This is a genomic window from Methanolapillus ohkumae (assembly GCF_032594355.1).
Taxonomy (GTDB): Archaea; Halobacteriota; Methanosarcinia; order Methanosarcinales; family Methanosarcinaceae; genus Methanolapillus; species Methanolapillus ohkumae.
Genome location: NZ_CP131061.1, coordinates 890,524 through 903,001, shown reverse-complemented (window position 1 = coordinate 903,001; position 12,478 = coordinate 890,524). Strand labels below are relative to the sequence as shown.

Below are 12,478 nucleotides of genomic sequence, written 5' to 3'. Positions count from 1 at the left end.
AACAATTCAAAAACAATTCAAAAACATTTTTCAAAAACATTTTTCAAAAACATTTTTCAAAAACATTTTTCAAAAATTAAAAAACGAAAAAAGCCGGCATTTCTGCCGGCTTTTTTATCAACAACATGAGTATAATTTAAAGAATATATAACTAAATTGAAACTAATTTCAATAGATTTAAATCCCTTGTTGTTCATTTGATTTTTACACATGTCTTTTTTGGTTGTCACATCATAAAAAGTTGAAAACATGCAGAAATACCAAAAAAGGAGTTTTAGATATGGAAAAACATAAAGCAAAAGCAAAATCCGCGAAAAACTTCATCCTAATCGCAATCGTACTCACGGTTTTTTTAATCCTCCTCCCAAGCATGGCAATGGCATCGGACGGAGTGGCGACCGCAGTCGACGCAACGGATGCGACCACACAAATTTCCGGATGGGACGGAAACAACAACACATTAACTTTGACAAGCACGAGTTGGACCGGCGGAACAATTACAATTCCTGCCGGAATTAACGAATTAAAAATCATCAGCGACAATGAAAATACAATTTTGGCAAATACAAATATTGAAGCAGCGACGCGAGCAGCGCCGTTAAATTTAACAATCCAAAATTTAAACATCACCGCACCTTCCGGAAAACATGGAATTGACATCGACGGTGCCGAAGGCACAACTCTTTTCGTGGAAGGCAACAACAAAATTGATGCCACGACTTTCAGTTTAACCGGAATTCATGTCGGTACCGGTCAATTTTTGACAATTACCGCCAATGAATCTGTTAAAGATTCCAACCATTTGAATGTTTATGGCGGTCCGGGAAGTGCCGGAATCGGCGGAAAAGCCGGCTCTCCAGATGGAGAAAACACAGGAACAATAAATATCGGTGGGTTTGTTGTGATTGAAGCAACGGGCGGTGCCGTCGGCAGCGGCGGTGGTGCCGGTATCGGCGGCGGCGGCGGCAGCGGCGGCGGCAGCGGAACAATCACAATATCTGATTCGGCACATATTGAAACAGCAACGGGTGGTGCCGGCGGCGGCGGCGGCGGCGGCGGCGGCGGCGTCGGCGGCGGCGGTGCCGGTATCGGTGGCGGCGGCGGTAGCTGCTTCGGCGGCTTCGGCGGCTTCGGCGGCAGCGGAACAATCACAATATCTGATTCTGCACAAATTGAAACAGCAACGGGTGGTGCCAGCGGTGCCAGTATCGGTAGCGGCGGCGGCGGCATCGGCGGCGGCGGCGGCGGCGACGGCAGCGGAGGCAGCGGAACAATCACAATATCTGGTTCTGCACAAATTGAAACAGCAACGGGTGGTGCCGGCGCCGACGGTGGCGGCGGCGGCGTCGGCGGCGGCGGTGGCGGCTTCGGCGGCGTCGGCGGTGGCGGCAGCGGAACAATCACAATAACTGATTCCGCACAAATTGAAACAGCAACGGGTGGTGCCGGCAACTACGGCGGCAGTGGCGGCGGCGTCGGCGGCGGCGGCGGTGGCGGCGGTATCAACGGCAGCGGCGGCAGCGGCGGCGGCAGCGGAACAATCACAATATCTGATTCTGCACATATTGAAACAGCAACGGGTGGTGCCGGCAACTACGGCGGCAGTGGCGGCGGCCTCGGCGGCGGCGGCGGCGGCAGCGACGGCGGCAGCGACGACGACATCGGCGGCGGCGGTGGTGCTGCAAACATATTAATCAAAGGTGGAACCCTAACGGTCACTCCTGCATTCGGCGGTTATGCAATCGGTGGCGGAAAAGGTGGAGGTGATTCAACACCCGGAGCCGACGGAACTTCAACGATTATCATTGACGGCGGAAGCATTTACACGCCGGGGTCGCCTAACGATTTTGCACTCATTCAAGGATATTCCGAAGATCAAATTAAAAATGGAAATGGTACCCTCGTTGTTGAAACTTTAAAAGAAGGGTATACAGCAAATACACTCTATTATGTTGAAATCACGGATGGAGCTTATGTTACAAAATTCCATTCCTACTCAGACAACGAAGGAAAATTGTATTTGTATCAGGCAAGTGGCGGATTAATTACGGCCAAAGAAGCACCGGCTGCTCCAATTCTTGAATTGGATTCAAAAACATCCACAACGGTTACATTAAAAGAAATTGCCGACGCGGAATATAAAAAGGAAGGGGACATAAACTGGCAAAATTCATGTGAATTTACAGGATTGAATCCCAATACGAAATATAAATTCTATGCGTATATTAAAGAAACGGGTTCATCCGGACCATCACCCCTCGGCGCTCCCTTGTATGTGACGACAAAAGGAACTCAAAATGCTCCTAATGCTCCGGTCTTGGATTCAAAGACATCGACAACCATTACATTGGCAGAGATTTCGGGAGCTGAATACAAAAGAGAGGGCGAAAATTGGCAATCTTCCCGTGAATTCACGGGACTGTCGTCGGACACAGAATATACATTCTATGCAAGAATGGCAGAAACGGATGATTTGGATGCGTCCGATTCAAGCAGTTCATAGGGTGTGACAACGAAAGGTACTCAAGTGGCTCCTAATGCTCCGGTCTTGGATTCAAAGACATCGACAACCATTACATTGGCAGAGATTTCGGGAGCTGAATACAAAAGAGAGGGCGAAAATTGGCAATCTTCCCGTGAATTCACGGGACTGTCGTCGGACACAGAATATACATTCTATGCAAGAATGGCAGAAACGGATGATTTGGATGCGTCCGATTCAAGCAGTTCATAGGGTGTGACAACGAAAGGTACTCAAGTGGCTCCTAATGCTCCGGTCTTGGATTCAAAGACATCGACAACCATTACATTGGCAGAGATTTCGGGAGCTGAATACAAAAGAGAGGGCGAAAATTGGCAATCTTCCCGTGAATTCACGGGACTGTCGTCGGACACAGAATATACATTCTATGCAAGAATGGCAGAAACGGATGATTTGGATGCGTCCGGTCCAAGTGAAGGCCTGATTGAAAGAACGGAAAAAGCAAAACAGGGTGGTTCCGGTGGTTTTGGCGGTGAAAATGTCAGAATCGTTGGAAACGGAAACGGAAATGTTTCAAGCGAACCGCCGCAAACCGGAAGTTCAAACGACGGACAAAACAATCCAAGCGGCAACCAAACCAACCAAAACCAAACCAACCAAAACCAAAATAACAATCCAAACAATAATGTTTCCGGCAACGGAAACGGTTCCGGCTTGGAATTTGGAAATTCTTGGATTTGGATTATTGCGGGCGTTTTGGCGGTTCTTCTTGTCGGCGGAATTGCCTATTGGTATTTCGTTTTGAAGAAGAAATAATTTAAAAAAATGAAAAGAAAAGAAAAAGAAATAAATAGAAGAAGTTTGAATAAGTAAAAAAACAAAAACGAAAAAACGCTTCATCAAAAAAATGAACTTGGGGATTCATTTTTAAAAACGGAATGAAAAATGAAAAAGCCGGCAGGAATGCCGGCTTTTTTTATTGATTTTTGCAGACTTTCAAATTATGATTTTTCATTCTGTGCTTTATGATTTCTGAATTTTCATTCTATGCTTTATGATTCTTGCAGATTTTGCCATTTTCCTGGTTTTGAAAAGATTTATTTTCCGGATTTGTTTCGCCACCGTATTCCTTTATATATTCGAAAAAGTAATTTCATATCAAATTTTTACAATTTATCACCTGTTTTTAATTTAATGATCAAAAGATAAACTTGGGAATTCAGGGTTTAAAATGGACACCGTTACGCTTTTTTCTTTCTTTTTATATGCGTTTACGGCCATTTTCGTCATCGTAAACCCCATCAGCGCCCTGTTTACTTTTGTGTCCATGACCAGCAGTTATCCCGAAAAAGCCAAAAACATGTACGCCAAAAGATCTGTAATTCTTGCGGCGGCGGTTGCTTTGTTTTTCGCGATCGCCGGATCTTTGGTCCTCAGTTTTCTTGGAATCGGCGTGGATTCTTTACGTGTCGCCGGCGGAATCTTGCTCTTTACCATCGGCTACAACATGATGACCGCCAAAATGACCCACAGCGTCACGCAAGCGGAAATCGACGAATCCCAAGACAAAGACTTCTGGATTTTCCCAATCGCGATTCCGCTTTTGTGCGGGCCGGGACTCATCTCCACCGTCATCGTTCTCATGGGCGGAAGCACATCTTTTGCCAACGACGCGATGGTCATCTTCGCCATTCTTCTGGTGTTTGTCATCACCTACGTCGGATTTTATTTTTCCCGAAAAATCAGCACCTATCTCGGCTACACCGGAACATTGGTCATCACCCGTCTTTTGGGTCTCTTCCTGGCCGCAATCGCCGTCAGCATGATTACGCTTGGACTGTACAACATTTATCAATTATTTATCGCGGGAGCCGTCTGACATGAAAAAAGAAAATTTATCCCTGCTGGTTTGCCCGATGTGCCGCAAAAATCTTCAAGCAAAACCGGAAGAAGAAAACGCGGACAAAACCGAAATCATTTCCGGAAATTTGTATTGCGAAGCTTGCCAAATTTATTTCCCGATTGAAAACAAAATCCCGAATTTGCTGCCGCCCGACATGCGGGAATTTTAAAAAAACAAAAAGCAAAAAAAATGCAAAAAAAGCAAAAACAAAGAAAAAAATGCAAAAAACATGACCAATAAATTTTATTAATACACAGGTTATATTAAAGGAATAAATTAAAGGAATAAATAAAGAATAAATTAAAGGAATAATTCATATTCATATTTTAAATTGCTTCATTTTAACACACATTCGCCATTTCAAAGGGATTTAAATGAAAGAAGTTCTTCAAGACATCTACATCGGACGGCAGTCCATGGACTCCATTGAGTTCAAATACGACACCATTGAAGTTCCGCTTTACAAAGGAGAAGACCGCGAATTCCAAGTTTTCATCAAGAATTTCAGCTCTCCCACGTACATCACATTTTTGCCGGACGATTCCATCAAAGATTATCTGATTCTGGCGCCCGCCAAACACCAAGTCCAAAACAATCTTTACGCTAAAATTGTCGTCCGCGTCCCCTACAATTCGCTTCCGGTCGCAGAAGGTATGTTTTATGTGGTGACCGGCTACGGCGCCCAAAAGAAAGGATTCAAATTAGTCGTCGGCCTGGAAGGAGCCTGTTCGGTTGATTACGAACAAATCCGGTCTCCCAAAGTTTCCGCGCCCACCGTCAAAACCACCAACCCGCCGATCGCAAGCGTTCCGGAACGGGTTCTTGTAAAAAGCGACGAAGACGACGATGTGACCAAACGGACAAAAAAGCCGCCGGTCTTTAAAGTGCGCGACGATTGGGAAGACAAACGGGAAAAAACAGGTCCTAAAAAACCAAAGCCTTCCAAATCCAATACCCGCTACAAACAAAAAAGTCAAAAACAAGACATCACACTCCGGCAGCGGTTTGAAGCCGAAAAGAACGCGATTCTCTTAACAGTCTTACTACTTGCGATTTTAGCCTTTTTATTCTTCTATATTTGGTACACCGACATCGAATCCATATTCAATTTCGACCAAACCTTCTTATTGGCCATAATTCTTATCGGATTCATGGTATTTGTCGTCTTGCTCATCGCGGTTTTCTTTAAAACACCCCAGGATTCCGCCGATTAAAAATGTTGAAAGATTGTTGAAAAAAAATAAAGCCGCACAACAAAAAATTGTGCGGCTTTTTTTATTTATTCTATTTTTCTGTTTTGTTTTTCTGTTTTTCTATTTTAGAATTGCCGGGACCGCTGCCCGGTTTCTTACTCGTTTTTGGATTGCGCCGCCACATGTGTTACGGCCACGGATTTTTAATTATTCAACAAACCCGACAGACGCCTTTTTAAAAATTTCAATAAAAACCGGAATGTATTTTTAAAATTTCAATAAAAACCGGAATTTATTTTTAAAATTTTAACAAAAACCGGAATTTATTTTTAAAATTTTAACAAAAACCAAATTCTTTTTAAAAATTTTTAACAAAATATCAAGCCGATTTCTTTTGATTAAAATAACCTATTTAATATAATTATTAGTAATTCGGAAACGACCGAACTCATTCAAATTAAATCCCGGATGATAAGAGGGTTACAATATATACCTTCTCCGACAATTATAATGGACCGGTAGAAATCCTGCCGGATTGTGTGTTTTTACAAAGTACTGTTAAAAATTTAATGGAGACTTAAAAATGGCATCAGAAATGACACCCACCCGACGCGCTCTTGCGGCTGTTTTGGGCGGGCGTGTGGATTACGTGCCGCCGGCAAACCCGTTGGCACAAACGACGGTTGAACTTATGAAATACGCAAACGCGTCCTGGCCAAAAGCGCACTTTGACGCGCAAATGATGGCCGATTTGGCATCCGCGCCATACGATGTTTGTGGTATTGAAGCCGCGCGTCCTCAATTTGACATATCGCTGGAAGCCGAAGTGCTCGGCTGCCCGCTGGACTGGAACAAACCGGACCGTCCGCCCGTTGCGGCGCACGCGTATACCAACCCCGACGACGTCACTTGGCCCGACGACTTGGCCAACACGAAAAGAGTTCCGGTGGTGCTGGACGCGATTTCCATCCTGCGCGAAAAATACAGCGGAATGCTTCCGATTATTCCGGTCATCACCGCCCCGTTTACGGTGGCCGGACACATTGCCGGTGTTGAAAACCTGGTCCGCTGGACCCGGACCGACCCCGACAAAGCCCATGCGTTTATCGACGCCGCCACCGACTTTGTGATCGCGTACGGCAAACTTCAAGTGGAAGCCGGCGCCCACATTTTGTTCCCGGCCGACCCATCCGCATCCGGCGACTTGATCTCCGGCGAAACCTACGAAGAATTCGTGCTTCCCGCCCACAAAAGAATGGCCCGCGAAGTCAGCGCCCCGAAAATTCTGCACATGTGCGGAAACACAAGCAAGCTGCTTCCTTATGTTCGAAAAAGCGGCATGGACTGTTTCTCCTTTGATGCCGTTCCCGTGTGGTACTGCCGGCAAGTTTTGGGAAACAGCATGTCCATCCTCGGAAGTTTGGATGTCATTGATTTGATGCCAAACGGAACACCTCAGGACGTTTACAACCGGACCCGCGAATGTATCCTTCAAGGAACCGATGTCGTCGGAACGGCATGCGACGTTTCTTTTGGAACATCCCTGGAAAACCTGAAAGCTTACGTGCGCGCCTGTCGCGAAACCCCCGTCCCCAAAGCCGGTGATATAAAAGACACGATTCGCGAAATCGGTGTTGGAATCGGAAACTGGCAGGTCAAAAATAAAAAGGGCAGCAACGACTGCGGAGGTGTTTTCAAATGATCCGGCATATCGATACCGCTACAAAAGAATTGATTGAATTTAAGGAACAGAATCCGACGCAGTTCCAAGAGCTTTTGGAAGAAGGAATCAAAATCGGACGAGGGGAAGAAGTCAAATCCTGGGGCATTCCCAAGACGACCGTGGAGGAAATCCGCAAAAAATATATTCCCAAAGACAAAACCGATGCCGCTTTGACGATGGCTGTGATTGACGGAGATAAAAAAGAAGCCGCCCGCCTGACAAAAGTGCTCTTGGACGGCGGCAGAAACCCAACCGACATTGTGGTGAGTGCGCTCATGCCCGGCATTCAAGTGGTTTGTGAAGTTTACGACATGGGAGAAGCGTTCGTTCCGGAAATTCTTCTGGCGAACGATGCCATGGTTGCCGGCGTTGTTTTGTGCCAGGAAAAACTGGGCGACATTCCGTCCGCCGGCAAAGTCGCGTCCCTTGTGATTGAAGGAGACGTTCACGACATCGGAAAAAACATTGTCGCCGCTATTCTTCGGGCAAACGGCTTTGATGTGATCGATATGGGCCGGGATGTTTTGGTAGAAGATGTGGTCGAATTGGTCAAAACCCAAAAGATCGATTTGGTCACCGGAACATCGCTTATGAGCACCACCAAAGAAGGCTTGAAGGCTTTGGCCAAAAGCATTGAATTTTCCGGTGTTCCGGTCGCTTGCGGCGGAGCGGCGGTAGACGCGCACTTTGTAAGCACGTTTTCAAATGCTGTTTACGGAAAAAGTCCGCTTGATGCCGTTAACATCGCAAAGTCGGTGAAAAAAGGAAAGAAGTGGGACGAAATCCGCAAAGAGATGAAGCAATAAACGAAAAATAAAATGTCCGAGGGAAGAGATAAGAATGTCTCTTCAATCGGATTATTTTTTTATTTTTTATTATTTTAACGATGCCGCCGCGCGCGTTACAGCAACAAATTTTTAAAACTTCAACAAAAACGATGGGCGGATTTTATCCGACAATAAAGTCTTCGGAATGAAAATCGGAATAATACCGCTCATTTTCGGCGGTAAATTTTAAAACACAATAATCCGGATCGGTAACCCCTTTTGGATAATAGAGGGTATCTCCTTCCCGCCAAATCATTTCTTTACTTTGGGAATCCTCAAGAACAGAGACGGTTCCTTTAAGCATAACGCCGCGGAAAAAACGTTTGTCAAAAAAATAAAGGCAAGCCTTGGGGTTTTCTTTGTACTGGCCGACACGCAGGGAAGACGTATTGGTCGTCAAATAGAATGTTTTAATTCCATCCCGCTTTTCGGGGTGGCAGCATCGCTTTTGTATTAGGAAAACCATCCTTGTCGACGGAACTGATCAGAGAAACGGTTTGTTTGTCAATTAAATTTCCAACTGTTTTTTCCGGGTCTTTCATCATAATGGTCAGCTTTTTTCATGGAATAATTGAGGAAAAGTGAAATAAATGAGTGATGAATGAAAAAAAGAAAGTCGTTTGTTTATTTTTGAGGAGAATATTTCAAAGGCAAATCAATAAAGAAAGTCGTCCCATCACAGGAATTGCTTGTGAATCCGACTTTTCCGCCCAGATATTTTTCACCCAGCAACCGGACGCTGTAAGTTCCAAGACCGCGCATTTCTCCTTTGGTTGAAATTCTTTTCTTAAAAATGTGGGGTTTGGACTCCTCCGGAATTTCCAAATCATTTTTGACCCAATGTCGTCGGACACAGAATATACATTCTATGCAAGAATGGCAGAAACGGATGATTTGGATGCGTCCGATTCAAGCAGTTCATAGGGTGTGACAACGAAAGGTACTCAAGTGGCTCCTAATGCTCCGGTCTTGGATTCAAAGACATCGACAACCATTACATTGGCAGAGATTTCGGGAGCTGAATACAAAAGAGAGGGCGAAAATTGGCAATCTTCCCGTGAATTCACGGGACTGTCGTCGGACACAGAATATACATTCTATGCAAGAATGGCAGAAACGGATGATTTGGATGCGTCCGGTCCAAGTGAAGGCCTGATTGAAAGAACGGAAAAAGCAAAACAGGGTGGTTCCGGTGGTTTTGGCGGTGAAAATGTCAGAATCGTTGGAAACGGAAACGGAAATGTTTCAAGCGAACCGCCGCAAACCGGAAGTTCAAACGACGGACAAAACAATCCAAGCGGCAACCAAACCAACCAAAACCAAACCAACCAAAACCAAAATAACAATCCAAACAATAATGTTTCCGGCAACGGAAACGGTTCCGGCTTGGAATTTGGAAATTCTTGGATTTGGATTATTGCGGGCGTTTTGGCGGTTCTTCTTGTCGGCGGAATTGCCTATTGGTATTTCGTTTTGAAGAAGAAATAATTTAAAAAAATGAAAAGAAAAGAAAAAGAAATAAATAGAAGAAGTTTGAATAAGTAAAAAAACAAAAACGAAAAAACGCTTCATCAAAAAAATGAACTTGGGGATTCATTTTTAAAAACGGAATGAAAAATGAAAAAGCCGGCAGGAATGCCGGCTTTTTTTATTGATTTTTGCAGACTTTCAAATTATGATTTTTCATTCTGTGCTTTATGATTTCTGAATTTTCATTCTATGCTTTATGATTCTTGCAGATTTTGCCATTTTCCTGGTTTTGAAAAGATTTATTTTCCGGATTTGTTTCGCCACCGTATTCCTTTATATATTCGAAAAAGTAATTTCATATCAAATTTTTACAATTTATCACCTGTTTTTAATTTAATGATCAAAAGATAAACTTGGGAATTCAGGGTTTAAAATGGACACCGTTACGCTTTTTTCTTTCTTTTTATATGCGTTTACGGCCATTTTCGTCATCGTAAACCCCATCAGCGCCCTGTTTACTTTTGTGTCCATGACCAGCAGTTATCCCGAAAAAGCCAAAAACATGTACGCCAAAAGATCTGTAATTCTTGCGGCGGCGGTTGCTTTGTTTTTCGCGATCGCCGGATCTTTGGTCCTCAGTTTTCTTGGAATCGGCGTGGATTCTTTACGTGTCGCCGGCGGAATCTTGCTCTTTACCATCGGCTACAACATGATGACCGCCAAAATGACCCACAGCGTCACGCAAGCGGAAATCGACGAATCCCAAGACAAAGACTTCTGGATTTTCCCAATCGCGATTCCGCTTTTGTGCGGGCCGGGACTCATCTCCACCGTCATCGTTCTCATGGGCGGAAGCACATCTTTTGCCAACGACGCGATGGTCATCTTCGCCATTCTTCTGGTGTTTGTCATCACCTACGTCGGATTTTATTTTTCCCGAAAAATCAGCACCTATCTCGGCTACACCGGAACATTGGTCATCACCCGTCTTTTGGGTCTCTTCCTGGCCGCAATCGCCGTCAGCATGATTACGCTTGGACTGTACAACATTTATCAATTATTTATCGCGGGAGCCGTCTGACATGAAAAAAGAAAATTTATCCCTGCTGGTTTGCCCGATGTGCCGCAAAAATCTTCAAGCAAAACCGGAAGAAGAAAACGCGGACAAAACCGAAATCATTTCCGGAAATTTGTATTGCGAAGCTTGCCAAATTTATTTCCCGATTGAAAACAAAATCCCGAATTTGCTGCCGCCCGACATGCGGGAATTTTAAAAAAACAAAAAGCAAAAAAAATGCAAAAAAAGCAAAAACAAAGAAAAAAATGCAAAAAACATGACCAATAAATTTTATTAATACACAGGTTATATTAAAGGAATAAATTAAAGGAATAAATAAAGAATAAATTAAAGGAATAATTCATATTCATATTTTAAATTGCTTCATTTTAACACACATTCGCCATTTCAAAGGGATTTAAATGAAAGAAGTTCTTCAAGACATCTACATCGGACGGCAGTCCATGGACTCCATTGAGTTCAAATACGACACCATTGAAGTTCCGCTTTACAAAGGAGAAGACCGCGAATTCCAAGTTTTCATCAAGAATTTCAGCTCTCCCACGTACATCACATTTTTGCCGGACGATTCCATCAAAGATTATCTGATTCTGGCGCCCGCCAAACACCAAGTCCAAAACAATCTTTACGCTAAAATTGTCGTCCGCGTCCCCTACAATTCGCTTCCGGTCGCAGAAGGTATGTTTTATGTGGTGACCGGCTACGGCGCCCAAAAGAAAGGATTCAAATTAGTCGTCGGCCTGGAAGGAGCCTGTTCGGTTGATTACGAACAAATCCGGTCTCCCAAAGTTTCCGCGCCCACCGTCAAAACCACCAACCCGCCGATCGCAAGCGTTCCGGAACGGGTTCTTGTAAAAAGCGACGAAGACGACGATGTGACCAAACGGACAAAAAAGCCGCCGGTCTTTAAAGTGCGCGACGATTGGGAAGACAAACGGGAAAAAACAGGTCCTAAAAAACCAAAGCCTTCCAAATCCAATACCCGCTACAAACAAAAAAGTCAAAAACAAGACATCACACTCCGGCAGCGGTTTGAAGCCGAAAAGAACGCGATTCTCTTAACAGTCTTACTACTTGCGATTTTAGCCTTTTTATTCTTCTATATTTGGTACACCGACATCGAATCCATATTCAATTTCGACCAAACCTTCTTATTGGCCATAATTCTTATCGGATTCATGGTATTTGTCGTCTTGCTCATCGCGGTTTTCTTTAAAACACCCCAGGATTCCGCCGATTAAAAATGTTGAAAGATTGTTGAAAAAAAATAAAGCCGCACAACAAAAAATTGTGCGGCTTTTTTTATTTATTCTATTTTTCTGTTTTGTTTTTCTGTTTTTCTATTTTAGAATTGCCGGGACCGCTGCCCGGTTTCTTACTCGTTTTTGGATTGCGCCGCCACATGTGTTACGGCCACGGATTTTTAATTATTCAACAAACCCGACAGACGCCTTTTTAAAAATTTCAATAAAAACCGGAATGTATTTTTAAAATTTCAATAAAAACCGGAATTTATTTTTAAAATTTTAACAAAAACCGGAATTTATTTTTAAAATTTTAACAAAAACCAAATTCTTTTTAAAAATTTTTAACAAAATATCAAGCCGATTTCTTTTGATTAAAATAACCTATTTAATATAATTATTAGTAATTCGGAAACGACCGAACTCATTCAAATTAAATCCCGGATGATAAGAGGGTTACAATATATACCTTCTCCGACAATTATAATGGACCGGTAGAAATCCTGCCGGATTGTGTGTTTTTACAAAGTACTGTTAAAAATTTAATGGAGACTTAAA

The 12,478-nt window shown here is 43.6% G+C and carries 15 protein-coding genes; 12 read left to right on the top strand and 3 right to left on the bottom strand.

Features of this window, described 5'->3' with window-relative positions:
* The first annotated feature begins 280 nt into the window (after positions 1-280).
* From MsAm2_RS03845 to MsAm2_RS03810, 8 genes are all read left to right on the top strand, one after another.
* The gene (locus MsAm2_RS03845; protein WP_338098437.1) at positions 281-2,503 is read left to right on the top strand and encodes a hypothetical protein; all 2,223 of its coding nucleotides are present in this window, start codon (positions 281-283) and stop codon (positions 2,501-2,503) included.
* A gap of 3 nt (positions 2,504-2,506) precedes the next feature.
* On the top strand, positions 2,507-2,734 hold the full coding sequence (locus MsAm2_RS03840) for a hypothetical protein (protein WP_338098436.1): 228 nt from the start codon (positions 2,507-2,509) through the stop codon (positions 2,732-2,734).
* A gap of 3 nt (positions 2,735-2,737) precedes the next feature.
* Entirely contained in the window at positions 2,738-3,298 is a 561-nt protein-coding gene (locus MsAm2_RS03835) for a hypothetical protein (RefSeq protein WP_338098434.1), read from the top strand.
* A gap of 415 nt (positions 3,299-3,713) precedes the next feature.
* Positions 3,714-4,361: a MarC family protein gene (locus tag MsAm2_RS03830; protein WP_338098433.1), complete on the top strand. Its 648-nt coding sequence runs from the start codon at positions 3,714-3,716 to the stop codon at positions 4,359-4,361.
* A 1-nt stretch (position 4,362) separates the two neighbouring features.
* Complete coding sequence (locus tag MsAm2_RS03825; RefSeq protein ID WP_338098432.1) at positions 4,363-4,554, top strand: Trm112 family protein; 192 nt, start codon at positions 4,363-4,365, stop codon at positions 4,552-4,554.
* A 205-nt stretch (positions 4,555-4,759) separates the two neighbouring features.
* Positions 4,760-5,599 carry a hypothetical protein gene (locus tag MsAm2_RS03820; protein WP_338098431.1) on the top strand — a complete coding sequence of 280 codons (840 nt, stop codon included), beginning with the start codon at positions 4,760-4,762 and terminating at the stop codon, positions 5,597-5,599.
* 562 nt (positions 5,600-6,161) lie between these two features.
* The gene (locus MsAm2_RS03815; RefSeq protein ID WP_338098430.1) at positions 6,162-7,280 is read left to right on the top strand and encodes an MtaA/CmuA family methyltransferase; all 1,119 of its coding nucleotides are present in this window, start codon (positions 6,162-6,164) and stop codon (positions 7,278-7,280) included.
* Positions 7,277-8,107: a cobalamin-dependent protein gene (locus MsAm2_RS03810; RefSeq protein ID WP_338098429.1), complete on the top strand. Its 831-nt coding sequence runs from the start codon at positions 7,277-7,279 to the stop codon at positions 8,105-8,107. The genes MsAm2_RS03815 and MsAm2_RS03810 overlap by 4 nt, the downstream gene beginning before the upstream one ends.
* Before the next feature lie 142 nt (positions 8,108-8,249).
* Here the strand turns inward: MsAm2_RS03810 and MsAm2_RS03805 are convergent, their stop codons facing one another.
* From MsAm2_RS03805 to MsAm2_RS03795, 3 genes are all read right to left on the bottom strand, one after another.
* Positions 8,250-8,594 carry a pyridoxamine 5'-phosphate oxidase family protein gene (locus MsAm2_RS03805; protein ID WP_338098428.1) on the bottom strand — a complete coding sequence of 115 codons (345 nt, stop codon included), beginning with the start codon at positions 8,592-8,594 and terminating at the stop codon, positions 8,250-8,252.
* A complete protein-coding gene (locus tag MsAm2_RS03800) occupies positions 8,539-8,673 on the bottom strand; it encodes a hypothetical protein (RefSeq protein WP_338098426.1) in 135 nt (44 codons plus the stop codon). The genes MsAm2_RS03805 and MsAm2_RS03800 overlap by 56 nt, the downstream gene beginning before the upstream one ends.
* A gap of 79 nt (positions 8,674-8,752) precedes the next feature.
* The gene (locus MsAm2_RS03795) at positions 8,753-8,953 is read right to left on the bottom strand and encodes an ATP-binding protein (protein WP_338098435.1); all 201 of its coding nucleotides are present in this window, start codon (positions 8,951-8,953) and stop codon (positions 8,753-8,755) included.
* Between the two features lie 102 nt (positions 8,954-9,055).
* On the opposite strand from MsAm2_RS03795, the gene MsAm2_RS03790 reads away from it, so the two are divergent.
* From MsAm2_RS03790 to MsAm2_RS03775, 4 genes are all read left to right on the top strand, one after another.
* Positions 9,056-9,616, top strand: a complete 561-nt coding sequence (locus tag MsAm2_RS03790; protein WP_338098434.1) for a hypothetical protein — start codon at positions 9,056-9,058, stop codon at positions 9,614-9,616.
* Between the two features lie 415 nt (positions 9,617-10,031).
* On the top strand, positions 10,032-10,679 hold the full coding sequence (locus tag MsAm2_RS03785) for a MarC family protein (RefSeq protein ID WP_338098433.1): 648 nt from the start codon (positions 10,032-10,034) through the stop codon (positions 10,677-10,679).
* 1 nt (position 10,680) lies between these two features.
* Positions 10,681-10,872 (top strand): Trm112 family protein, encoded by a 192-nt coding sequence (locus MsAm2_RS03780; protein WP_338098432.1) that lies wholly within the window; start codon positions 10,681-10,683, stop codon positions 10,870-10,872.
* Positions 10,873-11,077: 205 nt separating this feature from the next.
* On the top strand, positions 11,078-11,917 hold the full coding sequence (locus tag MsAm2_RS03775) for a hypothetical protein (RefSeq protein ID WP_338098431.1): 840 nt from the start codon (positions 11,078-11,080) through the stop codon (positions 11,915-11,917).
* Positions 11,918-12,478: the final 561 nt, after the last annotated feature.

Excerpts from the sequence above, each read along its gene's own strand:
- MsAm2_RS03810 (WP_338098429.1), top strand. The coding sequence starts at position 7,277 with ATGATCCGGCATATCGATACCGCTACAAAAGAATTGATTGAATTTAAG.
- MsAm2_RS03780 (WP_338098432.1), top strand. The coding sequence starts at position 10,681 with ATGAAAAAAGAAAATTTATCCCTGCTGGTTTGCCCGATGTGCCGCAAA.
- MsAm2_RS03775 (WP_338098431.1), top strand. The coding sequence starts at position 11,078 with ATGAAAGAAGTTCTTCAAGACATCTACATCGGACGGCAGTCCATGGAC.
- MsAm2_RS03820 (WP_338098431.1), top strand. The coding sequence starts at position 4,760 with ATGAAAGAAGTTCTTCAAGACATCTACATCGGACGGCAGTCCATGGAC.
- MsAm2_RS03825 (WP_338098432.1), top strand. The coding sequence starts at position 4,363 with ATGAAAAAAGAAAATTTATCCCTGCTGGTTTGCCCGATGTGCCGCAAA.
- MsAm2_RS03785 (WP_338098433.1), top strand. The coding sequence starts at position 10,032 with ATGGACACCGTTACGCTTTTTTCTTTCTTTTTATATGCGTTTACGGCC.
- MsAm2_RS03805 (WP_338098428.1), bottom strand. The coding sequence starts at position 8,594 with ATGGTTTTCCTAATACAAAAGCGATGCTGCCACCCCGAAAAGCGGGAT.
- MsAm2_RS03845 (WP_338098437.1), top strand. The coding sequence starts at position 281 with ATGGAAAAACATAAAGCAAAAGCAAAATCCGCGAAAAACTTCATCCTA.
- MsAm2_RS03800 (WP_338098426.1), bottom strand. The coding sequence starts at position 8,673 with ATGATGAAAGACCCGGAAAAAACAGTTGGAAATTTAATTGACAAACAA.
- MsAm2_RS03815 (WP_338098430.1), top strand. The coding sequence starts at position 6,162 with ATGGCATCAGAAATGACACCCACCCGACGCGCTCTTGCGGCTGTTTTG.
- MsAm2_RS03830 (WP_338098433.1), top strand. The coding sequence starts at position 3,714 with ATGGACACCGTTACGCTTTTTTCTTTCTTTTTATATGCGTTTACGGCC.